The following is a 24,676-nucleotide window of genomic DNA, read 5'->3' on the forward strand; positions in this document are numbered from 1 at the left end:
CGCCTGTGTCGCCCCACCCGACCGCTGATAACGCACGTCTGACGACCCCCGGCGCGACGAGCGGTCTCCTCGAGGTCTTCCGGCGTCGGTACCTGCTCAGCCTGATCATCCGCAAGGAGGTCGGCATCCGCTACCGGGGCTCGGTCCTCGGCTGGCTGTGGTCCTACGTCAAGCCGCTCGTCCAGTTCGTCGTCTTCTTCGTCGCGCTGGGCATCTTCCTGAACCTCAACGCCTCCATCGCGTTCTACCCGATCTACATGCTCGCGGGCATCACGATCGTCACCTTCTTCAACGAGGCCTTCTCCAACGGCACGCGCTCCCTCATCGACAACGCCTCGCTGATCAAGAAGATCTACCTGCCGCGGGAGATGTTCCCCGTGGCGAGCGTCCTCGTCGCCGCCGTCAACACGCTTCCCCAGATCGTCGTGATCGTCGTCATCGCGCTGTTCCTCGGGTGGGCGCCGTCGGCGCTGCAGCTGCTCGCCATCGTCCTCGCCCTGGTCATCGTGACGATCCTCTCCGTCGGGCTCGGGATGCTGTTCGGCTCGGTGAACGCCACGTTCCGCGACGCGCAGAGCTTCGTCGAGATCATCGTCATGTGCGCCGTCTGGGCGTCGCCGGTGATGTACCGCTGGCAGATGGTCGCGGACAACGTCCCCGAGTGGGTCTTCGACCTCTACCGCCTGAACCCGCTCACCCCCGCCGTCGAGCTCTTCCACTGGGGCATCTGGGCCCCTCTCGGCGGCTCGAACTCGGAACCCATGCCCGGCCTGCTGACGTATGCGCTCATCGCGCTCGGCACCTCCGTGCTCGTCCTCGGCATCGGGCAGCTCGTGTTCCGTCGACTGGAGGGTCGCTTTGCCCAAGATCTCTGACCAGCGGGAGGCGAGCGTCCTCGTCGAGGGCGTCCGGAAGAACTTCAAGCTCCGTCACACGCACTCGTTCAAGGAGACCTTCGTCGCCGCGATGCGACGCAAGCCCCTGTCGACCGACTTCCGCGCGCTCGACGACGTCTCCTTCCGCATCGACGAGGGCGAGGCCGTCGCCCTGCTCGGCTACAACGGCTCCGGCAAGTCGACGATGCTCAAGCTCATCTCCGGCGTCCTCAAGCCCGACGAGGGCAGCGTCATGACCCGCGGCCGGGTCGCGGGGCTCATCGAGGTCGGCGCCGGCTTCCACCCGGACCTCTCCGGCCGCGAGAACATCTTCCTCAACGCCGCCATCCTCGGCATGAGCCGCAAGGAGATCGAGGACCGCTTCGACGAGATCGTCGCCTTCAGCGAGATCGAGCAGTTCATCGACACCGAGGTGAAGCACTACTCCTCGGGCATGTTCCTGCGCCTCGCGTTCTCGGTCGCCATCCACACCGAGGTGGACCTGCTCCTCATCGACGAGATCCTCTCGGTGGGCGACGAGCCGTTCCAGCACAAGTGCCTGGCCCGCATCCGCGAGCTGCACGCCCAGGGCAAGACGCTGGTCGTCGTCAGCCACGACCTCGACATGGTCTCGCAGCTGTGCGACCGCGGCATCCTGCTGCGTCACGGCAACGTGATGTTCGACGGCGACAGCCGCGAGGCCGTCGCCCTCATGCGGAGCTGACCGGGCGCGAATCGACGAAGGGCCGGCGCGCGGACGCGGCCGGCCCTTCGATCCGTGCTCAGGGAGTGCGCGCGAACGACACCGTGTTGGTGGCGCGGTCCCAGGTGGCGGTACCCGTCTGGAAGCGCTGCGTCTGACCGGCGGTCTGCGCCGTGACGGCGCCCACCGGGTAGCCGAGCGTACCGGCCTCGTAGCCGTTCTGACGCCAATAGGTGCGGATGGCGCCGTAGGTCTCCCAGGCTCCCGTCGCCGCGGACCAGCTGATGGCCCCCTGCTGGAAGTTCTGGTAGCAGCCGTTGTCCTTCGTCCCGCACGTGTACGGGCCGACCGGGGCGCCCAGCACGCCGGACGCGGCCGACAGGGCGACCCAGCGCTTGCCGACCTCACCGGTCACCGGGAACGCGCCCGCCGTCGAGGACCAGCCGATGCCGCCGCCCTGGAACGTCTGCGAGGCGCGGCCGTCGGCGTTCACCGGTGCCGCGGTCGGGTACCCGAGGGCCCCGCCCTCGAAGCCCGCGTTCTGCCATGCGCCGCGGATCGCGCCGTACGTCTCCCACGCGCCCGTCGCGGACGACCAGGAGATCGCACCGAGCTGGAAGTTCTGGAAGCAGCCGCCGTCCTTCGTCCCGCACACGGGCGCCGCGACGGGGTAGCCCAGGACGCCGGACTCGAAGCCGATGGCCGACCACCGGGCGCGGATCTGCCCGTAGGACTCCCACGCGCCCGTCGCCTTGGACCAGCTGATGGCCCCCTGCTGGAAGTTCTGGTAGCAGCCGTTGTCCTTCGTCCCGCACGTGTACGGACCGACGGGGGCGCCCAGCACGCCGGCCGCGGCCGAGAGGGCGACCCAGCGCTTGCCGACCTCACCGGTCACCGGGAACGCGCCCGCCGTCGAGGACCAGCCGATCGCACCGCCCTGGAACGTCTGCGAGGCGCGGCCGTCGGCGTTCACCGGCGCCGCGGTCGGGTACCCGAGCGCACCGCCCTCGTAGCCCGCGTTCTGCCACGCCGTGCGGATCGCGCCGTACGTCTCCCACGCGCCGGTCGCGGACGTCCACGAGATCGCACCGAGCTGGAACTCCTGGTAGCAGCCGCCGTCCTTCGTCCCGCACACCGGTGCGGCGACGGGGTATCCGAGGACACCGGTCTCGTAGCCGAGTGCCGCCCACCGGGCACGGATCTGTCCGTAGGTCTCCCAGGCGCCCGTCCCCGGCGTCCAGCTGATCGCTCCCAGCTGGAAGTTCTGGAAGCAGCCGCCGTCCTTCGTGCCGCACGTGAACGGACCGGTCGGCAGCCCGAGGGTGCCGGTACGGCCGCCCAGCTCGTTCCAGCGGTCCACGACGGCGCCGCCCACGGGGTAGGTGGTGGAGCCGAACCAGTCGGTGAAGTAGTTGAAGAAGTTGCGGTTGCCGTAGGCCGAGCAGCCGTCGCCCTCGCCGTATCCCGCGCGCAGCGCGGCGGCGTTGGGCTGGTAGGGCGTGTAGTAGTAGAGGTTCGACGTGGCCTGGTTCGCCACCGCGACCGGCGACGAGCCGCACGACTCGCTGGGGTTGTACCGGATGTTCCAGGTCTTCCCCGGGGCGTACCAGGTGAAGTACTGGCTCGTGCCCGGCGGGTTGGCGTAGCGCTTGAACTGCCAGGCGGCGCCGTAGACCTGGTTGAAGAAGCCGTAGTACCGCGTGTCGCACGCGGCGGTGTCCGGGCAGCCCTGGCCCATCGCGATCCGGTAGCGCCAGTCGCTCGGCCACGTGTGCGTGACGAGCCCCTGCTCCTTTTGGAGCGTCGTGAGGATGACCTGCGGGTTGATCCCGCAGGCCTGCGCCACCTTGAAGATGATGCGGGCCGCGCGTTCGCGGGTCCCGCCCGAGTACGCGCCGCACATGGCGTCCGCCGAGGTCGTGCGCGACGTGTCGTACCAGTCCTTGAGGCAGGTGTAGCCGGACTGGCAGACGGGCACCTTCGACTCGAGGAAGGACTGGATCTGCGCCTCGGTCATCGTGCCGCTCGCGAAGAACGCGTCGTTCGTGATGATCTGCGAGGCGTTGAACCCCGACGGCGCGGCGGCTGCCGCGGCGACCGGCGCGACCGCTGCCGCCGCTGCCGTCGCGGGCGCCTCGACGGGCGCGATCGCCCGCGCCGGTGTCGTGCCGGTGAGGAGGCTCACCGTCACCGCCCAGGCGGCGACGATGACAGAGGCCATGCCCAGCACGCTGCGGCGCCCATGTTGCTGCATGTGCTCAGTGTGACTTATGAGGAAGGTGAGAACCAAATGTCTTCTCGGAACTCCCCGCGCGCCGCTACAGTTCCGCGTGCAGCGCCCACACCCGGTCGGCGCACGCCTCCCACTGGAATCCCTTCGCCCGGTCGCCGGCGAGCACCCGCAGCCGCTCCGCCCCCGCGCCCAGCGCGTCGGACAGCACGGCACCGAGCTGGTCGGCCGGGGCGAGCGCCGCGGCATCCGCCAGCACCTCCCGGTGCACGGGGGTGTCCACCGCCACGATCGGCACGCCGACGGCGAGCGCGTCGACCGCACGCCACGGCCAGTCGGTGCGCGCGCAGGCGGTGACGTAAGCGTCCGCGTGCGACAGCACGGCGGCGCGGTCCCACCGGTCGAGGGAGCCGCGCGCGTGGACCCGGGACTCCGGGATGCCGGCGGCGGACGCGAGCTCCGCCACCGCGGGCTCCTCCCCCTCCGGCACATCGAGCACGACGACAGGGCCGTCGTACGACGCGGCAGCCACCGCGGCGAAGGCGTCCGCGAGCGCGTCCGACGGGGCGGCCCCGCCGGAGACGGCCACGAACGTCGACGGCAGGTCGAGCGCGCGCAGGCGCCCGACGGCATCCGAGGGCACCCGGAGTCCGGCCGCGGGTGCGCCTCCGACGACGCGCACCTTGGATGCGAACGTCGTCTTGGCCACCTCGTTGAGGCGCTCCGCCATGGCGTGCGTCGGCACGACGACGGCGTCCGCGTGCTTGTTCACGCGCTTCAGGAGGGCCCGCGCGGCGAGGACCTCGGCCGTCGGGAGCTCGTCCGGCGTCTCCCAGGCCCGCAGGTCCCAGAGCGACACGACGATCTGGTGCGTCTCGTTGACCCGGTCGTGACGGACGAGCGGCGCGAGCGCGGTCGGCGAGTGGATGAGCCCCTTGCCGACGCCGGCCACGACGCCCAGCTGCCAGGAGGCGGCGAGCTCGCGCCGGCGCATCGGCAGGCGCGTCTCGTCGACGAGCCCGGTCACGCCGGCGGCATCGGGGAGTCCGGGCGCGGGCACGATCGCGGCCACGTCGCACCCGCGGGGGGCGGTGTCGACGAGGGCCTGGGCCAGGGAGGCCGACGCCTCGGCGAGGTCGCGCGAGGTCTCGGCGACGAGCTGGTCCAGCACGACGCGAAGGGTGACGGTCACGATGCGGGGTCCTCCGTGGCGGCGGGCGGGTGGAGCGTCGCCTGCACCAGCTGCTGAACGTACGCATAGTCGGGGCTGTACTCGTCGATGCCGCCCTCCGGCGTGAGCTCCAGCGTGGTGACCGGCTGCTCCTTGGCCTTGAGCGCGAGGTCGACGAGAGTGGGCGCGATGAGGCCCTGCGGCAGGTCCGTCTCGACGATGGCCGTTCCGGCGGCCGCGACGTCCTGGAACCGGGTGAGCACGTTCTGCGGCGTGGACTGCGCGAGGATCGCCTCCTGCAGCACGCGCTGGCGCTTCATGCGGTCGAAGTCGCTCGTCGTGTACCGCGACCGGGCGTACCACTGGGCGGTGTCGCCGTCCATGTGCTGCGGGCCGGCCTCGATCCATCCGATGGCCCAGTCCTCGGCGGGCTGACCCGAGTACGCCGGGCCGCCGCCCTTCGGCAGGCGCTGCTCGACGGTGATGTCGACCCCGCCCAGCGCGTCCACGAGGGCGGCGAAGCCGTGCATGTCGATGAACACGTAATAGGGGATCTGGATGCCGAGGATCCCCTCGGCCGCATCCTTCGTGGCCTCGACGGCCGGTGTCGAGCCGGCGCTGCGGGCGTCCGGATAGAGGGCGTCGCCGTCCTGGCAGACCTCCACCTCGGTGCGCAGCTGGTTGATGCCGCTCCCCCACCCGCAGGTGGCGTTCGCGACGCCCTGGTGGCCGTTCGGGTACTTGTCCTGCATCGGCCCCGGCGCGAACGGGAAGTGCGGCATGTCGCGCGGGATGCCGGTGATCGTGGTCGCGCCCGTCTCGGCGTTGATGGAGACGACGGAGATGCTGTCGTAGCGCATCGAGTCGCGCCCCTCGCCGGAGTCCGCGCCGAGCAGGAGGATGTTGTAGTAGCCGTCCGAGGGTGGGACCACCGCCGCGGACTGCCCGAACAGATCGGCGAAGGCGTCGCGGGTCGTCCCGGCGGCCTGCGCGGCCCACGCCGCGCCCGAACCGGACAGGACGAGCAGCACGATGGAGACGACGGCGATCGCGAACCGGGCGAGGCGCCCCGTCCTGACGAGCCGCACGAGCCGGAGCGTGTCGATCGTCAGCACGATCCAGAGGACCGCGTAGCCGACGGCGGCGACCTGGACGAGGGTGAGCGGCACCCACCGCAGCCAGGCGAGGAAGTCGGGGATGAAGGCGCCCGTGGCGATCGCGAACGTCTGGCTCGGCATGAGGACCGCGCCGAGCGCCACCAGGACCAGGACCGTCCAGAGCGCCAGCGTGGCGCCGAGCCCGAAGCGGCCGAGACGACGATCGCCGGCGAGCACCTGCGCCGATCCGGGGACGAGGAAGTTCAGGACGACGAGCCACCATCCCCGCCGTGTCATGACCTGCGGCGACCCGATATCGGGGTTGCGGAGCGGACGCTGCTCGATCACCGTCGCCCGCGTCCGCGGACGCGACGGGGCGGCCGTGCTCACAGGGAGTCCTTCAGCCGGCGGTTCTTCTCCTCGACCTGCCCCTCGAGGTCGCGCGCGTACGCCTCGACGCGCTCCGCGGTCTCCGCGTCGGCGGCACCCAGGATGCGGACGGCCAGCAGACCCGCGTTCTTCGCGCCGTTGATCGACACGGTGGCCACCGGGATGCCGGCGGGCATCTGCACGATGCTGAGGAGGGAGTCCAGTCCGTCCAGTGTCGACAGCTGCACCGGCACGCCGATCACGGGCAGGGCGGTGACCGAGGCCAGCATGCCCGGGAGGTGCGCGGCGCCGCCGGCCCCCGCGATGACGGCGCGCAGGCCGCGCTGTCGGGCCTCGCGGCCGTAGCGGATGAGCTTGTCGGGCGTGCGGTGGGCCGACACGACCTCGACCTCGTGCGGGATGCCGAACTCGGTGAGGATCTGCGAGGCGTCGCTCATCACGCGCCAGTCGGAGTCGGAGCCCATGACGACGCCGACCACGGGCGTCTCGGAGGAATGCAGCGGTCGGGTCACCGGTCCAGGGTAGGGCGGGTCGCTGGAAGAAGCCGGAACGGCGCGCAGCGGCCCGTCAGTCGAACAGCGCGGCGGCCGCCCGCCCCTCGTAGACCACGTCGTCGAGGTCGTCGCCGACGACGTTCACGTGCCCGACCTTGCGCCCGGGGCGGGGCGCCTTGCCGTAGGTGTGGAGCTTGGCCGTCGGGTGCGCCGCCATCGCCGACGCGAAGCGGTCGTCCATGCCGCCCTCCGTCGGACCGCCGAGGATGTTGATCATCACGGACCAGGGGGCCGTGGCATCCGTCGCCCCGAGGGGGAGGTCGAGCACCGCGCGGACGTGCTGCTCAAACTGGCTCGTGACCGCGCCGTCCTGCGTCCAGTGGCCGCTGTTGTGGGGGCGCATCGCCAGCTCGTTGACGAGGATGCGCTCGTCGGCGGTCTCGAAGAGCTCGACGGCGAGCATGCCGGTGACGCCGAGGCCCTCGGCGACGGCGACGCCGATCTCCGCCGCCGCGCGACGCAGGCGCTCGCTCGCGCGCGGGGCGGGCGCGATGACCTCCGCGCAGACGCCGTCGCGCTGCACCGTCTCGACGACCGGGTAGACCCTCACCTCGCCCGACGGGCGGCGGGCGACCTGCTGCGCGAGCTCGCGCGTGAAGTCGACCAGCTCCTCGACGAGGAGCCGGCCGCCGTTGGCGTCCTCGGCCAGTGCCGCGAACCAGTCGTCGGCCTCGGTGGCGGCCGAGACGACGCGGACGCCCTTGCCGTCGTAGCCGCCGCGCGGGGTCTTGACAACGGCGCGTCCGCCGTGCGTGTCGAGGAACTCCTGCAGCTCTCCCGCGTCGGCGACGGCGGCCCAGTCGGGCTGCGGCATCCCGAGCTCGCTCATCCGGCGGCGCATGACGAGCTTGTCCTGTGCGACGCCCAGGGGTGCCGGACCGGGGTGGACCGCGACGCCGGCGTCGACGAGGGCCGCCAGCACGTCCTGCGGGACGTGCTCGTGGTCGAACGTGATCACGTCGACCTCGCGGGCGAAGGCGAGGACGGTCTCGGCGTCGCGGTAGTCGCCGACGGCCGTGGCGGCGAGCGCCGCGGACATCCCCTCGTCCTCCGCGAGCACGCGGATCTCGACGCCGAGCTCCACGGCGGGCGCGATCATCATCCGCGCCAGCTGTCCGCCACCGACCACTCCGACTCGCAGCGTCATGCCGCTCCTTCCGTCCCGACCATTGTGGTCTGCCCGCGCCGCCGATGCACACTGCGGCGCCGCGCGCGGGGATCAGCGGTCGGTGCCGAGGGCGTTCGCCTGCGAGTCCCGGTGGGCGAGGATCTGGTTGACCTCGACCTGGTCGACGAGGGTCTCGTGGACGAGCACCGCGCTGGGGATGTTCTTCAGCCGCAACGGCGGCTCGACGCCGTTGGAGAGCGTGAGCGTCCCGGCGCCCCAGAGGCGCTGCAGGATGCCGCGGCGCATGGCGATCGCGTACCCGCGGACGTGCGAGATCTCGCGGCGGCGGCTGCCGAACAGTCCGGACCGTTCGATGACCCGTCGCGTGGTGATGGTCCACGTGTGCGACATCCAGATCACCCACGGCACGACGACGAGGAGGAGGACGGCCGCGCCGGCGGCGGAGAGGAGCATCCAGTTCTCGTACCCGTCAGGCAGGTTGTCGTAGAAGAACGCGGTCGCGCCCGACACGGCGATGAGGACGAGCGCGGACCAGAACAGTCGGCGGGGGTGGCTCCGCAGCCGCGCGATGCGCAGCTCGGGCGCGGGGCTCCCCGGCGCCGGAGTGCGCGGGCGCCCTCCGTAGCTGGTCGGCTGGGTCACCCTCTCATTCTGCGGGGTCGGCCGCGCCGCGGCGCGCGCACACGCGGGACGTCACGCGCACGGGCCGCTCGTCGGCGCGGCCCGCCCGCCCTCGGGCGCGCGCGTCAGCGCACGTGGACGACGTCGCCCGCCGACACCGCCGTCTCGACCGTGCCCGAGGTCACGACGAGCCGTCCGGCCGCGTCGAGCCCGGTGGCCGTCCCCTGCAGCGTCGTGCCGTCCGGCAGCGACACCTCGACGTCCTTGCCCACCGTGACGCACAGGTCCGCGACCTCGCGGCGGACCCGCTCCACATCGCCGCGGCGCAGGTCGTCCACGAGGCTCGACAGGACGGACAGGTAATCGGCCAGCAGCCGGTCGTCGTCGCAGTCGCGTCCGATGGCCGCGAAGGAGGTCGCCGTGGTCACGGGGAGGTCGGCGCGGCTCATGCGGGTGTTCACCCCGGAGCCGACGACCACCTTCTCGAACGTGCCCGGCACGGCCTCCGCCAGGATGCCGCAGATCTTGCCGCCGTCGACGAGGACGTCGTTCGGCCACTTCAGCTCGGCGGTCGAGGCGCCGTGCCCCTTGAGCTGACCGCGGACGGCACGGGTCATGGCCGCGCCCGCGGCCAGAGGGATCCAGCCGCGCGCCTCGACGGGGACCTCGGCCACGTCGAGCACCACCGACGCCGCCAGGGCGGTGCCCGGCGGGGTCGTCCACGAGCGGTCCAGGCGCCCCCGCCCGGCCCGCTGGTCGTCGGTCACCAGGAGCGAGAGATGCGGCCACTCGGCCGGGTCGGCGGTGACGGCGGCGACGACGTCCGCGTTGGTGGACGCGGTCGTCTCGACGGCCTGGACTCGGGGGCTGACGGCGGCGGTGGCGGGGTATCCGGACTCGGGGATCGGCATGACCCACACCCTAGAGAGTCCGCGGGTCGGCGGCATCCACTTGCCTTTCCCCCTCGCGGGGCACACGGAGGGGAATGAAGGGATGCCACAGCGAATCGCCCCGTGACCTGTCTGCACCCTCCAACGCGGGGGCGGACGCGGTCGCTAGGGTGGAAAGCGTGACCGACCAGCCCGATCTCTTCACGACCGCCGGCAAGATCGCCGACCTGCGCAGCAGGTACCAGGAGGCCGTCGTCGACGCCGAGTCCTCCGCGCGCGACAAGCAGCACGCGAAGGGCAAGCTCACCGCCCGCGAGCGCATCGAGCTGCTGGTCGACCCCGGCTCCTTCGTCGAGATCGACGAATACGTGCGCCACCGCACCACTGCCTTCGGAATGGACAGGTCGCGCCCCTACGGCGACTCCGTCGTCACCGGCACCGGCACGATCCACGGCCGCACGGTCGCCGTGTACGCGCAGGACTTCTCCACCTTCGGCGGCTCGCTCGGAGAGGTCGCGGGCGACAAGATCATCAAGGTCATGGAGCTCGCGCTGCGCAGCGGCATCCCGATCATCGGCATCCTGGACTCGGGCGGCGCGCGCATCCAGGAGGGCGTCGTCGCCCTCGGCAAGTACGGCGAGATCTTCCGCCTGAACACCGCCGCCTCGGGCGTCATCCCGCAGCTGTCGATCATCATGGGGCCCGCCGCGGGCGGCGCGGTCTACTCCCCCGCCCTCACCGACTTCGTCATCATGGTCGACAAGACCAGCCAGATGTTCGTCACCGGCCCCGACGTCATCAAGACCGTCACCGGCGAGGACGTCGGGATGGAGGAGCTCGGCGGCGCGCACACGCACAACACCCGCTCCGGTGTCGCGCACTACCTCGCCGACGACGAGGACGACGCGATCGACTACGCCCGCTCGCTCATCGGCTTCCTGCCCGACAACAACCTCGCCGAGACCCCGGTCTACGACACCCCCTTCGAGTTCGAGACGACGGATGCCGACCGGGCGCTGAACACCGTCATCCCCGACTCGCCCAATCAGCCCTACGACATCCACACCGTCATCGACGGGATCGTGGATGACGCCGACTTCCTCGAGGTGCAGCCGCTGTTCGCCCCGAACATCGTCATCGGCTTCGGTCGGATCGAGGGCCGCACGGTCGGCATCATCGCCAACCAGCCGTCCCAGATGGCCGGCACCCTGAACATCGACGCGGGTGAGAAGGCCAGCCGGTTCGTCCGGTTCTGCGACGCCTTCTCGGTGCCGATCGTCACCCTGGTCGACGTCCCCGGGTACCTGCCCGGCACGGATCAGGAGTGGACCGGCGTCATCCGCCGCGGCGCGAAGCTGCTGTACGCCTACGCCGAGGCCACCGTGCCGCTGGTCACGGTGATCCTCCGCAAGGCCTACGGCGGCGCCTACATCGTGATGGGCTCCAAGCAGCTGGGCGCCGACATCAACCTCGCGTGGCCCACCGCCGAGATCGCCGTCATGGGCGGTCAGGGGGCGGTCAACATCCTCTACCGCGGCGAGATCAAGCGCGCGGAGGAGGCCGGTGAGGACGTCGCCGCGGTGCGCGCGCGTCTCGCGAGCGAGTACACGTACAACGTGGCATCCCCGTTCCTCGCCGCCGAGCGCGGCGAGCTCGACGGGATCATCGAGCCGGCGCAGACGCGCGTGTCCATCGCCAAGGCGCTGCGCGCCCTGCGGAACAAGCGCGCGAGCCTGCCCGCCAAGAAGCACGGGAACATCCCGCTGTGAGCCCGACGTCGCCCGACCCCGCGGCCGGGGACGACCGTCCGCAGGTCGTCGCCGAGGTGGTCCGCGGAACGGCCACCGAGGAGGAGCTCGCCGCTGTCGTCGTGGTCGTGACGGAGGCCTACGAGGCGGAGGCGGCCGCGGCCGTCGCCCCCGAGCCGGCGACGCGGTCCCGGTGGGAGCTCTCGGCCCGCGGCCTGCGCCGTCCGCTCGACCGCCTGTCGGGCTGGCACGGCTTCACCGGCTGACCCCTGTCCCCCGAAATACCTACAGACGGCACCGATCCGCTCCCGAATACTGGAGGAGCTGGAACGCATTCACTGCGTTCGGTCGGGCCGCTCCTCGAGCCGGTCCCGGCCTTGCGGACGGTTTTCGGGTAGCCGTTCGCCGGAGTGAGGGGTGGGCGGCTTCGCCGCCCCTCACCCCTAGACGACCCACCGCCCCGGTTCTCCCCCCCGGACGGGGCGGTGGGTCGTCTCATGATCTCGGGACCGTTCCCGGAACGGCCGTCGTCGGGCCGGTGTCCGGTCCGCGCGCGGTCGGGATGCCGCCCTGATCGCGGGTCAGCCCGCGTGCGCGGGTCGCGGCGCGTCAGCGCGGGCGTCGGATCTCGTGCCAGAGGTCGACGTCGTCGTCGTCGCCTCCCGCGCCGTCGCCGGCCGACCGGCCCACGACCGTCACCGCCACCGCGGGGTGCGGCGAGGTGCGGATGATCAGGCGCTCGGACGCGGAGTCGCGCAGCACGTCGGCCAGCTCGGCGCGGACCGCCGCCAGCTCGGCGCCCTGCAGGCCCTCCAGGCCGCCCTCATCGAACAGCGTGACCGCGGCGCCCCGGCGCCGGGCGGCGTCGATCCCCGCCCGCACGGCGTCGTCGAGCAGTCGCGGTCCGCGGAGCTCGTCGCGCAGGCTCTGCTCGGCGAGGCGGGCCGCCTCCTTCTCCGCCGCGCGGAGGTTGCCGCCGGTCTCGATGGTGCGACCGAGCACCGGACCGGCGACCTGCAGCGCGCGCTGCACATGGATGCGCCGCTCCCGCTGGCGTCCCGACTGCGACGCCTGCCAGGCCGAGGCGGCCTGCTGCAGCTCCGCGAGACGCTCCGCGTCCCGCGCGGCGCGGGTGAGGGCGATGCTGAGCAGCTGCGCGGCTCCCACCCAGACGATGGAGCCGACCAGCCCCTGGCTGAGGGCGCCGAGCGGGCCGAGCCACAGCGAGGCCGACAGCGCGATCACCCCGATGCCGATCCAGGCGACGACGGGACGTCCGCGCGCCATCACGATCGTCATCAGGGCGCCGATCGCCCCGATCGACGAGGTCGCGAAGGGCTGCGTGCGCCCGTCCTCCGCCACCGCGAAGAACGTCGCGTTGGGGACGACGACAGCGACCACGAGCGCCAGGCCCGCGGCCCACCCCGGCAGTCCGGCGCCGGCCGGGGCCACGTCGACCCGCGTCGTCGTCGCGCGCGACGGACGGCCCCACAGGATCCACAGCCACGCGACGGGAAGGTACAGCGCGAGCGAGGCGACGAGGAGCCACCCGTGGACGACCGTCTCCGGCCGCGTCCACAGGAGGCCGCGCGCGGCGAGGTACGCCGTGAAGGCCAGCGCGATGGCCGAGAGGACGCCGCGGACGGTCACCAGCGGTCCCCGCTCTCCCACTCGAGCAGCACCGTCGTCCCGGCGGGACCGGTGTCGATGTCGCTGCGTCCGCCGACGGCGGTCACGCGCGCGATGATCGACCCGCGGATGCCGAGGCGGTCCTCCGGGATGGCGGAGAGGTCGAAGCCGCCCCCGGCGTCGCGGACGCGCACCGCGACGCTGCCGGGATCGGCGTAGCCGTTCAGCTCGACCGACAGGCCGCGGGCCTCCGCGTGCTGAACGGCGTTGGCCACGGCCTGCATCGCCGCGAGGACGAGCGCCCGCGCGACGCGTCCAGGCACGCGAGGCGTACCGAACTGGACGCGACGGGTCACCGTGAGGTCGACGCCGAACTCGTGCGCGGCCTCCTCGATGTCGTCGGCCAGGCGGGCGGCATCCACGGGCTCGTCGCTGCCCTCGAGGGCGTCCTTCTCGGCGTTGGCCAGCCGCATGAGCGCCTCGCGGGCCATGCTGACGGCGAGGGTCCGCTCGCGCGGGGTGGTCGCCCGCTCGGCCGCGAGGAGCGCGCCCAGCACGCTGTCGTGCATGAGGGCCGCGACCGCGACGCGCTCGCGCTCGGTGGCCTCCGCGGCGGCGGCCGAGGCGTAGCTGCTGACGGCGCGGCTGCGGGTCTCGTCGACGTTGCCGGCCACCGAGCGGTACATCCAGCCCAGCGTCACGAGAACGCTGCCGAGGATGCAGGCGAACGACACGTCGAGGAGGACGGGGAGGAGGAAGTCCGGCGCGAAGTCGGCCTGCACGAGACGGGCGAGGCCGAACAGCAGCGGGACGGCGATCGTCCAGACCACCTGCAGCGGCAGCGGGAACGCGACGACGGCCGCGACCGTGGCGACGTTGATGAGGAAGAAGATCCAGGGGTTCTCCGTCACCGAGGGGGCGGACCCGTCGACCGTGGCCGCCGGCCACAGCGCCAGGGCCACGACGAAGGCGACGGCGAAGATGCCGGAGAACAGGCGGGCGAAGCGCCCGATCGTGCAGGCGACGACCATCGCGATCAGGGGCAGGAAGACTCCGACGACCAGCGGGAGGTGCCAGCCGGGCGTCTCGTCGCCCGGGCCGAACGCCGCGACGAAGGCCTGCGCGCCGAGGACGAGGCAGCCCGGTCCCACGAGGAGCGTGATGACGCGCTCGATGCGCGTCTGGGTGAACGAGCCGGGCTCCTCCGTCGTCTCGCGCGTGTGGGGGATGCGGCCCCAGGCCTCATCGAGGACGGAACGCCCGGTGTCAGACATCGGGTTCGGTCTCGGCATCTTCGTGGAGGATGCCGTCTTCCATCGCCCGACGCAGCAGGTCCACCTTGGTCGGCGCGGGACGCCCGACCTCGACGTACTTCACGCGCACACGGGTGATGTTCTCTTTCGCCGTCGAGTAGGCCACGCCGAGGCGGTCGGCGACGGCCTTCAGCGGCAGCCCCGCGGCGTACAGCCGCAGCACCTCGCGCTCGCGGGCCGACAGCTGCGCGTCGGCGAAGTCGCGGTCCGCCTCGACGGCGCTGGCCCACTCCACGTTGTCGAGCAGCTCGCCGCGGGCGACCGTGCCGATCGCGCCGAGCACCTCGTGCGTCGGCGAGGACTTGCTGACGATGCCGGCCGCCCCCGCGGCGAGCGCCTCGCGCACGGCGGCGGGACGGTCGGCGACGCTGTGGATGATGACGCTGGACCCGTCGCGCACGACGCGGTCGACGTTCTCGGACACCGTGGTGCCGTCGCCGAGCGTCAGGTCGAGCACGACGACGTCGGCGGGGTTCTGCACCGCGCCGCGGCGCCAGTCGAGGTAGGCGGCGACGTTCGCTCCGGAGAAGACGACCTCGGTCGCGTCGACGCGGGCCAGTGCGGCCTCGAGCCCCAGTCGGACCGACTCGTGGTCATCGATGAGGGCGACGCGCGTCATGTCCACATCGTATCTGCGCGCTCACCGCCGAGGAGGGTGCGACTTTCCGCGGATGTCCGTCATCGGCGCAGAACGGCCACGGCCTCCACGTGGTGCGAGTTCGGGAACAGGTCGACCCCGCGGATGCCGCTGTCGGCGCGGTAGCCGTGATCGGCGAAGGTCGCCAGGTCCCGGGCCAGGGCGACCGGGTCGCACGCCACGTAGACGACCGAGGACGGGCTGAGCCCGGCGACAGCCTCGACGACCTCGCGTCCGGCTCCCGCCCGCGGCGGGTCCAGGAGCACGACCCCGCGGGCGAGGCGCTCGCGCTCGCGTGCCGAGGCGTCCGCCGCCAGGCGCGCGACGTACCGGTCGACCCGGGCGGTCTCGGCACGGGCGCCGACCCACTCGGCGAGGTTCTCGCCCGCGTGCTCCGTGGCGCGGGCGTCCGACTCGACGCTCGTCACGCGCGTGCCGCTGCCGCCGAGGTCGGCGAGGGCGGCCGCGAAGAGGCCCACGCCGCCGTAGAGGTCGAGGTGGGATGCCTCCGGATCCAGACCCCCGGTGGCATCCCGGAGCTCCGTCGTGACGAGGTCGGTGAGGGTGCGCGCGGCGAGGCGGTGCACCTGCCAGAACCCGCCGGCGTCGACCCGGAAGACGCGATCGCCGACGCGTTCCTCGACGACCTCCGGCGCGGGGGCGCGGCGTGCGCCGTCGGGGCGCGGCAGCACGCGCACCCGACCGTCGGCGGGCTGCACGAGATCGATGCGGCCGGGCTCGGCGCCCCCGAGGTCGGCGGCGGCCCGCGCGACGGCGGGTGTGGCCAGCGGCAGGTCCGGCGTGGGGACGACGTCGTGGGAACGGGCGGCGAACGGCCCGACGCGGCCCGCGTCGTCGACGTGGAGGCTGACGCGCGTGCGCCAGCCCGTGCCGTCCGGGGTCTCGTCGGCACCGGCGGCCCGGACCTCGACGGGGAGGTCGAGGCGCCCCACGCGCTCGATGGCCTCCCGGATGACGCGCTCCTTGAGCGCCCGCTGGTGGGACAGCTCGATGTGGCCGAACTCCGCGCCGCCGGCGCGTTCCTCGGGCGCACGGTCGATCGAGGCGGCCGCCCAGACGTGCGGACGCCGTTCCGGCGCGGCCTCGAGCACCTCGAGCGCCTCGGCGCGCCAGAAGCTCTTCTTCCGCGTGTCGGTCAGGCGGGCGCGGATGCGTTCGCCCGGGAGGGTGTCGGGGACGAAGACGACCCGGCCCTCGTGGCGCCCGACGAACACGCCGCCGTGGGCGATGCCGGTGATGTCGAGATCGATGGTGTCGCCGTCATGCATGCGTCGAGCCTGTCACACGCTCCCTCCTCCGGACCGCCGCGAGAAACGCCGTCTGCACCCGGGAACGCCGGGTGCGGGCGTTTCTCGGTGCAGGGAGCGTTCCTCGGCGCGGAGGCTCGACGCCGCGGTGGGGTGCGAGCACGGGCTCGGTAGCGTGGACGCATGCGCGTGTGCTTGGCATCCACCTCCCCCGCCCGACTCATGCTGATGCGTCAGGCGGGCATCGAGCCCGAGGCCCGGGCGCCCCAGGTAGACGAGGAGGCGGTCATCGCCGAGGTGGAGGCCGCGGAGGGACGCCGGCTCCCGGCGGAGGAGCACGTGCTGCTGCTCGCCCGGCGGAAGGCGGAGGACGTCGCCCTCCGCCTGCGCGACGAAGACCCGGACTTCGAGGGGTTCGTCGTGGGCGGCGACTCGATGTTCGCGCTCGGGGAGGAGATCCTCGGCAAGCCGTACACCCCCGAGAACGCCACCGCCCGCTGGCGCGACATGCGCGGGCGGACGGGCGTGCTGCACTCGGGGCACAGCGTCTTCCGGCTGACGCCCGGTGCGGAGCCGCGGGAGGCGTACGCCGTGGCGGAGGCGTCCGTCACCTTCGCCGCGGACGTCGACGAGGACGAGATCGCGGCGTACGTCGCGACGGGCGAGCCGCTGCAGGTGGCGGGCGCGTTCACGGTCGACAGCCTGGGCGGCGCGTTCATCGAGCGGGTCGAGGGCGATCCCTCGACGGTCGTCGGGATGTCGCTGTCGACGGTGCGTCGTCTCGTCCGCGAGCTCGGCGGGTCCTGGCCCGCGCTGTGGAACCGTTCGTAGACTTCGCCACACGTTCCCCGGACTTTCTTGTCGAGAAGGGTCAAAAAGAGGTCCCTTCGCGTCGCTAGGCTGGACGAATGCCGAAGATCGCCAAGGTACTCGTCGCCAACCGTGGCGAGATCGCCGTCCGTGTCATCCGCGCCGCACGCGATTCGGGCAAGGCCTCGGTCGCCGTGTACGCGGATCAGGATCGCGACGCCCTGCACTCCCGCCTCGCCGACGAGGCCTACGCCCTCGAGGGCGCCACCAGCGCCGAGACGTACCTCTCCATCGAGAAGATCCTCTCGATCGCCCGGCGCTCGGGCGCCGACGCCGTCCACCCCGGTTACGGCTTCCTCGCCGAGAACGCGGACTTCGCCCGCGCCGTCATCGGCGCCGGCCTGGTCTGGATCGGCCCGTCGCCCGACGCCATCGAGGCCCTCGGCGACAAGGTCACCGCCCGCCACGTGGCCGAGAAGGTCGGCGCCCCGCTGGCCCCCGGGACCCCCGGCCCCGTCTCGGGTGCCGACGAGGTCGTCGCGTTCGCCGAGCAGGTGGGCCTGCCCATCGCCATCAAGGCCGCCTACGGCGGCGGAGGCCGCGGCCTCAAGGTCGCGCGCGAGCTCGACGAGGTCGCCGAGATGTTCGAGTCCGCGACCCGCGAGGCCGTGGCCGCCTTCGGCCGCGGCGAGTGCTTCGTCGAGAAGTACCTCGACAAGCCGCGTCACGTCGAGACCCAGTGCCTCGCGGACGCCGCCGGCAACGTCGTGGTCGTCTCGACCCGCGACTGCTCGCTGCAGCGCCGCCACCAGAAGCTCGTCGAGGAGGCGCCCGCGCCGTTCCTGACCGACGAGCAGAACGAGATCCTGTACTCCGCGTCGAAGGCCATCCTCCGCGAGGTGGGCTACGTCGGAGCCGGCACGTGCGAGTTCCTCGTCGGCGCGGACGGGACGATCTCGTTCCTCGAGGTCAACACGCGTCTTCAGGTGGAGCACCCGGTGTCCGAGGAGGTCACCGGCATCGACCTGGTGCGCGAGCAGTTCCGCATCGCGGAGGGCGAGGAGATCGGGTACGACGACCCCCGCCCGGTCGGCCACTCCATCGAGTTCCGCATCAACGGCGAGGACCCCGGCCGCGGCTTCCTCCCCCAGCCCGGTCCCATCCACGTCTTCAAGACGTTCGGCGGTCCCGGCATCCGTCTCGACTCGGGCGTCACCGCCGGCGACAGCGTCTCGGGCGCGTTCGACTCGCTGCTGGCGAAGATCATCGTCACCGGTCGCGACCGCGCCGAGGCGCTCGAGCGTTCGCGCCGCGCGCTGGACGAGTTCGAGGTCGCCGGGATGCCGACCGTCCTGCCGTTCCACCGCAAGGTCGTCCGCGACCCGGCGTTCGTCGCCGCGGACGGCGACTTCGGCGTCTACACGCGCTGGATCGAGACCGAGTTCGTCAACGACATCCCCGCGTGGGACGGCGAGCTCGAGGCCCCCGCCGCCGCGCCCGGCCGTCACACGGTCGTCGTGGAGGTCGCCGGCAAGCGCCTCGAGGTGAGCCTGCCCGACCGCATCGTCGCCGCCGCCCCGCAGGTCGGGCGTCCGGCCGCCGTGCCCCCGTCGCGCCGCACGCACGCCGCCTCGCCCGCGGCGGGCGCCACGGGCGACGCCGTCAAGTCGCCGATGCAGGCCACCGTCGTCAAGATCGCCGTCGAGGAGGGGCAGCAGGTCGTCAAGGGCGACCTCGTCGTCGTCCTCGAGGCGATGAAGATGGAGCAGCCCATCCAGGCGCACAAGGACGGCACGATCGCCGGCATCGACGCCGCGCCCGGCACCACCGTCTCCGCGGGCCACCAGCTGCTGCTCATCAGCTGACGGCCGCCGTCGTCACGGCGCCGTGCTCCCCCGGGGGTGCGGCGCCGTTGCGCGTGTCCGGGGCAGCGCGCGGAGCGCCGGGGCGCCGGGCTGCGTGCGCGAAGCGCCGGGGCGTCTGCAGGCTGCGCGCGCGGCCACGGGGCGTCTCCGGGCTGCGCGCGCGGAGCGCCGGGGCGCCGGGGGCGGGCGCGGAGCGCCGGGGGCGGGCGCGGAGCGCCGGGGGCGGGTCAGTCCTCGCCGGGATCGTCGCGGTCGACGATGTGCATGGCGCGGGCGGCATCCGTGATGCTCGACGTCAACGACGGGTAGACCGCGAACACGCGCGCCACCTGGTCGACGGTCAGGCGCCGCTCGACGGCGATCGCGATCGGGTAGATCAGCTCGGACGCGCGCGGCCCGACGATGACGCCGCCCATGACGGTGCCGCTGCCCTTGCGCGCGATGAGCTTCACGAAGCCGTCCGTGATGCCCTGCATCTTCGCCCGCGGGTTGGCCGACAGCGGCAGCTTGCGGACGACGCCCGCGATGCGGCCCTCGGTGACGTCCTGCTCCGAGAAGCCGACCGTCGCGATCTCGGGCGCGGTGAAGATGTTGGCCGTGATCCGGCGCGTCTCGAGCGGGATGACGATGTCGCCGAGCGCGTGGAAGATCGCCTGACGGCCCTGCATGGATGCCACCGAGGCGAGCGGGAAGAAGTTCGTGCAGTCCCCCGCGGCGTAGATGTTCGGCACCGACGTGCGGGCGACCCGGTTGACACGGATGTGGCCGGAGGAGGTCATCTGGACGCCCGCCGCCTCGAGGCCGATGCCCGCGGTGTTCGGGATGGACCCGACCGCCATGAGGCAGTGGCTGCCCTCGATGGTGCGACCGTCGGCGAGGGTCACGACGACGCCGTCGCCGGTGTTCACGACGGACTCGGCACGGGCCTTGGCGAGCAGCGTCATGCCGCCGCGCTGGAAGACGCGCTCGAGGACGGCCGCGGCATCCTGATCCTCTCCGGGGAGCACCTGGTCGCGGCTGGACACCAGCGTCACCTTCGCGCCGAGGTTCATGTAGGCGGAGGCGAACTCCGCGCCCGTTACGCCGGAGCCGACCACGATGAGGTGCGACGGCACCGACTTCATGTTGTAGAGCTGCGTCCAGGTCAGGATGCGCTCGCCGTCGGGCTGGGCCGACGGCAGCTCGCGCGGCGACGCGCCGACCGAGACCACCAGGGTCTCGGCCTCGATGCGGTCGAAGTCCGTGCCACCCGCCTCGGTCGAGACCACGACGGCGCCGTTGCCGTCCAGGCGGCCGTGACCGGCGATGATGCGCACGCCCGCGTCGAGCAGCGACGCGCGCATGTCGTCGGACTGCTGGCGGGCGAGCGACAGCAGCCGCTGATTCACGGCGGCGAGGTTGATGGCCACCTCGGGCGTCAGCGGCTTGCCGCGGTCGTCCTTGGCGAACAGCTGCACGCCGAGGTCGCTGGCACCGCGGATGGCGACCGCGGCGTCGGCGGTGGCGATGAGGGTCTTCGACGGGACCACATCGGTGATGACGGCCGACCCGCCCACGCCCGCGCGCTCCACGAGCGTGACGTCGGCACCGAGCTGGGCCGCCGACAGCGCCGCCTCGTAGCCCCCGGGGCCTCCGCCCACGATCGCGACGGACTGCTTGCGCTCGAAGCTCTGCACCATGGCATCCATTCTCCCCCAGCGCGACGCGCTGTCCGATCGTCTGGCCCGGCGGCCCCCGCTGTTCCTAGAGTGGGGGGATGTCCAACAGCACCCCCCACCCGCTCGACGACCCCGCGGTCGACCCGTTCGAGGTCGCCGCCGCCGCGGCGGCCGACATCGCCCGCCTCTCCGGCGTCGAGCGCCACGACATCGCCGTCACCCTCGGCAGCGGCTGGGGCCGCGCCGCCGAGCTCATCGGCGAGGAGACCGCGTCGTTCCCCGCGACCGAGGTCGTCGGCTTCAGCAAGCCCGCGCTCGAGGGGCACGTCGGCACGCTGCGCAGCGTCCGGACGCCCGGCGGGAAGAACGTCCTCGTCATCGGCGCCCGCACCCACTACTACGAGGGTCACGGCGTCCGCCGCGTCGTCCACAGCGTCCGCACCGCCGCGGCCACCGGGGCGTCGACGATGATCCTGACGAACGGCGCCGGCGGCATCCGCGAGACGTGGAAGCCCGGGCAGCCCGTGCTCATCAGCGACCACATCAATCTCACCGCCGACTCGCCCCTCGAGGGCGCGACGTTCATCGACCTCACCGACCTGTACTCGGCGCGGCTCCGCGACGTCGCGCGCAGCGTCGACCCGACGCTCGACGAGGGCGTCTACACGCAGTTCCGCGGGCCGCACTACGAGACCCCCGCCGAGGTGCAGATGGCCAAGGCCATCGGCGGGCACATCGTCGGCATGTCGACCGCCCTCGAGGCGATCGCCGCACGGCAGGCCGGCATGGAGATCCTCGGCTTCTCGCTGATCACGAACCTGGCCGCCGGCATCCAGCAGACCCCCCTCAGCCACGAAGAGGTGCTCGAGGCCGGCCGCGAGGCCGAGCCGGTGATCTCGGCCCTGCTCGCGCGCGTGATCGGAGAGCTGTGAGCGCGTACGTCGACGCCGCGCGCGGCTGGCTCGCGCAGGACCCGGACGCCGTCACCCGCGACGAGCTGACCGCCCTCCTCGAGCGGGTCGAAGCCGGCGACGCCGCAGCCGCCGACGACCTCGCGGACCGCTTCTCCACCCGCCTCGCCTTCGGGACCGCCGGTCTGCGCGGAACCCTCGGCGCCGGCTCCAACCGCATGAACCGCGTCCTCGTCGCGCAGGCCGCGGCCGGGTTCGCGGCATACCTCCTCGAGCGGGGCACCTCACGTCTCCCGGACTCCGACGCCGGTGCCCTCGGGGCCGGCGACGGCGAGGGCCGGGATGCCACGGGCTCCGAGGACCGGGATGCCGCGGGCTCCGACCGCGACGACCGTCCGGTGGTGCCGGGCTCCGACCGCGACGACCGTCCGGTGGTGCCGGGCTCCGACCGCGACGACCGTCCGGTGGTCGTCGTCGGGTACGACGGTCGCCGCAACTCCGACGTGTTCGCACGGGACTCCGTGGAGATCTTCACCGGCGCCGGGCTGCGCGCGATCCTGCTGCCCCGCATGCTGCCCACGCCCGTCCTCGCCTTCGCCGTGCGCCACCTCGGCGCCGACGCGGGCGTCATGGTGACCGCCAGCCACAACCCGCCCGACGACAACGGCTACAAGGTCTACCTCGGCGGCCCCGACGACGGCGCGCAGATCGTGTCGCCGGCCGACGCCGAGATCGCCGCGCACATCCAGCGGGTCGCCGACGCCGGCGACGTCACGACGCTGCCGCGCTCCGTCGGGTACGAGAACGCCCCCGAGTCGCTCGTCGAGGCGTACATCGCCGCCACCGCCGCGGTGGCCCCGGCCCCCGCGGGCGCCGAGGGACTGCGCTGGGTCTACACCGCGATGCACGGCGTGGGCTGGGAGACGGTCCGGCGCGTCCTCGCCGAGGCCGGCTACCCCGCCCCGGTCCTCGTGACGGAGCAGATCGAGCCGGACGGCCGGTTCCCCACCGTCGCGTTCCCGAACCCGGAGGAGCCCGGCGCCATGGACCTGGCGTTCCGGACCGCCCGCGACGCCGGCGCCGAGCTGGTCATCGCGAACGACCCGGATGCCGACCGTCTCGCGGTCGCCATCCCCGATGCCGACGCGGCGGACGGCTGGCGACGGCTGACCGGCAACGAGATCGGCCTGCTGCTCGGATGGCGCACCGCCCGCGCCGTCGCCGCCACGAGCGCCGGAGCCTCGGCATCCCTCGCCTGTTCGCTCGTCTCGTCACCGGGCCTGCAGGCCGTCGCCGAGTACTACGGACTCGGGTTCCACGCGACGCTCACCGGGTTCAAGTGGATCTCGCGGGCGCCCGGGATCGCCTTCGGGTTCGAGGAGGCCCTCGGGTACCTCGTGAACCCCGACGTCGTCCGGGACAAGGACGGCATCTCCGCCGCCGTCGCGCTGCTCGGCATGGCGTCGGAGGCCCGCGGCCAGGGCCGCACGGTGGCCGACCTGCTGCAGGAGTTCCGCGAGACGTTCGGCGCGTTCGCGAGCGACCAGATCTCGGTGCGCGTGAGCGACGTCGGTGAGATCGCGGGGATCATGGCGGCGCTGCGCGCGCAGCCTCCCGCGGCGATCGGCGAGGTCGCCGTCTCCCGCATCGACGACCTGCTCGACGGGGTCGACGGCCTGCCGCCCGGCGACGTCCTGCGCATCTGGCTCGAGGACGGCTCGCGCCTCATCGTGCGTCCGAGCGGCACCGAGCCGAAGCTCAAGCTGTACCTCGACGTGCGCGGCTCGTCGGCGAAGAAGGCCGCGCGGCGTCTGGCAGCGCTGCACGCCGGCGCGGAGGCGCTGCTGGCGTCGCTGCGCTGACCCTGCCCCGCCGGCGCGGGGCTTCGGGGCGGCGTTCGTCGTTCGGGTCCTCTGCCGATCGTTGCGGGAGCGATGGAAGTGGCCCCGGGGCACCGTAGGTGGCCCCGGGGCCACTCGCATTGCCGGTCGGTGCCGTTCGTCCCCGGCCCGGCGGTCTTCGGCTCCTCCACAACGGACGATCTCGGTCTCCTCTCCCCCGACGACGCCGGGAGCGACGCGCGCCACGAGCGTCACCGCGAAGAATGACTCCCCGTGAACAACGGATTCGCTGTCTCCGTCCTGACCCGGAGCCATCTGCGGGCGGAGGGGTACGACTCTCGGCGCATCAAGCGCGCCCTCGACGCGGAGCAGCTCACGCTCCTCCGGCGGGGCGCGTACGCGCGAACGTCGGAGTTGCAGAACCTGACGGCCGAGGAGCACGCCGCCGTCCGTGCCAGGGCCTACAAAGCGGTCGCCGTCCAGGAGCCGGTGTTCGGCTACCAGACCGCTGCAGCCCTGCACGGCCTTCCGCTTCTGCAGGACGACGGGCTCACCCACGTGATCTCGGCGGACGCTCGTCCGGGCTCGGGGTCTCGTGTCGTCCGTCACCGTGGTCCCGTCGAGTACGACGACATCGTCGCCGTCGACGGACTGCTCTGCACATCACTCGTGAGAACCGTCGCCGATGTCGCGCGGACGGCTTCGACCGAGGCCGCACTCTCGGCAGCCGACGCGGCTCTGCGCTCCGTCGCCTTCCGCCCGCCGGGAAGCTACGACCGGGATGCCGCGGAGTCGCTGCGGACGTCGGCCCTCATCGCGATCGGAGTCAACTCGCCTGGTCGCGTGCGTGCCCGGAACGTCCTCGACTTCGCGGACGGCCGCGCTCAGCTGCCGGGTGAGAGCATCAGCCGACTTCGCCTGCGCCAGCTCGGATTCGCACCTCCGTCCCTCCAGGTACCGATCAGGGGACCCGGCGGGAAGATCTACTGGGTCGATTTCGGACTCGACGACGTCGACGCCTGGGGGGAGTTCGACGGGATGACGAAGTACCGGCAGCTGGCGCGCGCCGAAGGTCACTCCGCGTCGGCGGTGGTCGAGAGCGAGAAACGTCGTGAGGACTGGATCCGCGGCGTGACCAATCGACCCCTGGTCCGCTGGGGGTGGTCTGACGTCCGCGATGCGGCGACACTCGGGCGGCGCCTCAACGCTTTCGGCATCCATCCTCCACGGTAAGGTCCTGACCCCAATCCGAGTCTTCGCGCCTTCACGAGGCCGTTTCGTCGATGCGCATCGCGCGTCGCCCCGGGGCGTAGCTCAGCTTGGTAGAGCGCCCGCT

The 24,676-nt window shown here is 72.6% G+C and carries 21 protein-coding genes; 9 read left to right on the forward strand and 12 right to left on the reverse strand.

The annotated features are described in order from the left end of the window. Positions 1-5: 5 nt before the first annotated feature. Positions 6-875 (forward strand): ABC transporter permease, encoded by an 870-nt coding sequence (locus tag ACO03V_RS11520; RefSeq protein ID WP_367729775.1) that lies wholly within the window; start codon positions 6-8, stop codon positions 873-875. Continuing rightward, positions 859-1,599: an ABC transporter ATP-binding protein gene (locus ACO03V_RS11525; RefSeq protein WP_367729774.1), complete on the forward strand. Its 741-nt coding sequence runs from the start codon at positions 859-861 to the stop codon at positions 1,597-1,599. Before ACO03V_RS11520 ends, ACO03V_RS11525 begins: the two co-directional genes overlap by 17 nt. A gap of 58 nt (positions 1,600-1,657) precedes the next feature. Here the strand turns inward: ACO03V_RS11525 and ACO03V_RS11530 are convergent, their stop codons facing one another. The 7 genes from ACO03V_RS11530 to ACO03V_RS11560 all read right to left on the reverse strand — a co-directional run bounded on the left by ACO03V_RS11530 (position 1,658) and on the right by ACO03V_RS11560 (position 9,681). After that, on the reverse strand, positions 1,658-3,799 hold the full coding sequence (locus ACO03V_RS11530) for an LGFP repeat-containing protein (protein WP_423137680.1): 2,142 nt from the start codon (positions 3,797-3,799) through the stop codon (positions 1,658-1,660). Between the two features lie 97 nt (positions 3,800-3,896). Continuing rightward, a complete protein-coding gene (locus ACO03V_RS11535; RefSeq protein ID WP_423137681.1) occupies positions 3,897-5,000 on the reverse strand; it encodes a glycosyltransferase in 1,104 nt (367 codons plus the stop codon). Further along, positions 4,997-6,466, reverse strand: a complete 1,470-nt coding sequence (locus ACO03V_RS11540; protein WP_423137682.1) for an LCP family protein — start codon at positions 6,464-6,466, stop codon at positions 4,997-4,999. The genes ACO03V_RS11535 and ACO03V_RS11540 overlap by 4 nt, the downstream gene beginning before the upstream one ends. Beyond that, complete coding sequence (gene purE, locus ACO03V_RS11545) at positions 6,463-6,930, reverse strand: 5-(carboxyamino)imidazole ribonucleotide mutase (protein WP_367730922.1); 468 nt, start codon at positions 6,928-6,930, stop codon at positions 6,463-6,465. The genes ACO03V_RS11540 and purE overlap by 4 nt, the downstream gene beginning before the upstream one ends. A gap of 103 nt (positions 6,931-7,033) precedes the next feature. Beyond that, positions 7,034-8,167: a 5-(carboxyamino)imidazole ribonucleotide synthase gene (locus ACO03V_RS11550; protein WP_423137683.1), complete on the reverse strand. Its 1,134-nt coding sequence runs from the start codon at positions 8,165-8,167 to the stop codon at positions 7,034-7,036. Between the two features lie 72 nt (positions 8,168-8,239). Beyond that, a complete protein-coding gene (locus tag ACO03V_RS11555) occupies positions 8,240-8,791 on the reverse strand; it encodes a PH domain-containing protein (protein WP_367729767.1) in 552 nt (183 codons plus the stop codon). 104 nt (positions 8,792-8,895) lie between these two features. Beyond that, positions 8,896-9,681, reverse strand: coding sequence for a biotin--[acetyl-CoA-carboxylase] ligase (locus ACO03V_RS11560; protein WP_423137684.1), 786 nt, complete (start codon positions 9,679-9,681; stop codon positions 8,896-8,898). Between the two features lie 158 nt (positions 9,682-9,839). Between ACO03V_RS11560 and ACO03V_RS11565 the strand changes: the two genes are divergently transcribed. Then, a complete protein-coding gene (locus ACO03V_RS11565; RefSeq protein ID WP_423137685.1) occupies positions 9,840-11,429 on the forward strand; it encodes an acyl-CoA carboxylase subunit beta in 1,590 nt (529 codons plus the stop codon). Further along, positions 11,426-11,674 carry an acyl-CoA carboxylase epsilon subunit gene (locus tag ACO03V_RS11570; protein WP_367729733.1) on the forward strand — a complete coding sequence of 83 codons (249 nt, stop codon included), beginning with the start codon at positions 11,426-11,428 and terminating at the stop codon, positions 11,672-11,674. Before ACO03V_RS11565 ends, ACO03V_RS11570 begins: the two co-directional genes overlap by 4 nt. A gap of 343 nt (positions 11,675-12,017) precedes the next feature. Here ACO03V_RS11570 and ACO03V_RS11575 read toward each other — a convergent pair whose 3' ends face one another. Genes ACO03V_RS11575 through ACO03V_RS11590 form a run of 4 tightly spaced genes read right to left on the reverse strand, consistent with a single transcriptional unit; the run spans position 12,018 to position 16,276 of the window. After that, positions 12,018-13,058: a hypothetical protein gene (locus ACO03V_RS11575; protein WP_423137686.1), complete on the reverse strand. Its 1,041-nt coding sequence runs from the start codon at positions 13,056-13,058 to the stop codon at positions 12,018-12,020. Further along, positions 13,055-14,311, reverse strand: coding sequence for a sensor histidine kinase (locus ACO03V_RS11580; RefSeq protein ID WP_423137687.1), 1,257 nt, complete (start codon positions 14,309-14,311; stop codon positions 13,055-13,057). The genes ACO03V_RS11575 and ACO03V_RS11580 overlap by 4 nt, the downstream gene beginning before the upstream one ends. Continuing rightward, positions 14,304-14,969, reverse strand: a complete 666-nt coding sequence (locus ACO03V_RS11585; protein WP_367729728.1) for a response regulator — start codon at positions 14,967-14,969, stop codon at positions 14,304-14,306. The genes ACO03V_RS11580 and ACO03V_RS11585 overlap by 8 nt, the downstream gene beginning before the upstream one ends. 59 nt (positions 14,970-15,028) lie before the next feature. Further along, on the reverse strand, positions 15,029-16,276 hold the full coding sequence (locus tag ACO03V_RS11590) for a class I SAM-dependent RNA methyltransferase (protein WP_423137688.1): 1,248 nt from the start codon (positions 16,274-16,276) through the stop codon (positions 15,029-15,031). Positions 16,277-16,438: 162 nt separating this feature from the next. Here ACO03V_RS11590 and ACO03V_RS11595 point away from each other — a divergent pair, with 162 nt between their 5' ends. Together ACO03V_RS11595 and ACO03V_RS11600 are read left to right on the forward strand one after the other, a co-directional pair. Continuing rightward, positions 16,439-17,086, forward strand: a complete 648-nt coding sequence (locus tag ACO03V_RS11595) for a Maf family protein (protein WP_367729652.1) — start codon at positions 16,439-16,441, stop codon at positions 17,084-17,086. Positions 17,087-17,163: 77 nt separating this feature from the next. Next, on the forward strand, positions 17,164-18,930 hold the full coding sequence (locus ACO03V_RS11600; protein WP_423137689.1) for a biotin carboxylase N-terminal domain-containing protein: 1,767 nt from the start codon (positions 17,164-17,166) through the stop codon (positions 18,928-18,930). A gap of 227 nt (positions 18,931-19,157) precedes the next feature. On the opposite strand, the gene ACO03V_RS11605 is transcribed toward ACO03V_RS11600, so the two are convergent. Continuing rightward, positions 19,158-20,618 (reverse strand): NAD(P)H-quinone dehydrogenase, encoded by a 1,461-nt coding sequence (locus ACO03V_RS11605; RefSeq protein WP_367729649.1) that lies wholly within the window; start codon positions 20,616-20,618, stop codon positions 19,158-19,160. Positions 20,619-20,686: 68 nt separating this feature from the next. Here ACO03V_RS11605 and ACO03V_RS11610 point away from each other — a divergent pair, with 68 nt between their 5' ends. From ACO03V_RS11610 to ACO03V_RS11620, 3 genes are all read left to right on the forward strand, one after another. After that, the gene (locus ACO03V_RS11610; RefSeq protein ID WP_367729647.1) at positions 20,687-21,520 is read left to right on the forward strand and encodes a purine-nucleoside phosphorylase; all 834 of its coding nucleotides are present in this window, start codon (positions 20,687-20,689) and stop codon (positions 21,518-21,520) included. After that, complete coding sequence (locus tag ACO03V_RS11615) at positions 21,517-23,361, forward strand: phospho-sugar mutase (protein WP_423137690.1); 1,845 nt, start codon at positions 21,517-21,519, stop codon at positions 23,359-23,361. Before ACO03V_RS11610 ends, ACO03V_RS11615 begins: the two co-directional genes overlap by 4 nt. 252 nt (positions 23,362-23,613) lie before the next feature. Continuing rightward, on the forward strand, positions 23,614-24,573 hold the full coding sequence (locus ACO03V_RS11620) for a hypothetical protein (protein WP_423137691.1): 960 nt from the start codon (positions 23,614-23,616) through the stop codon (positions 24,571-24,573). Positions 24,574-24,676: the final 103 nt, after the last annotated feature.

The organism is Microbacterium sp. HMH0099, from assembly GCF_049384025.1.
In the GTDB taxonomy this organism is placed as follows: domain Bacteria; phylum Actinomycetota; class Actinomycetes; order Actinomycetales; family Microbacteriaceae; genus Microbacterium.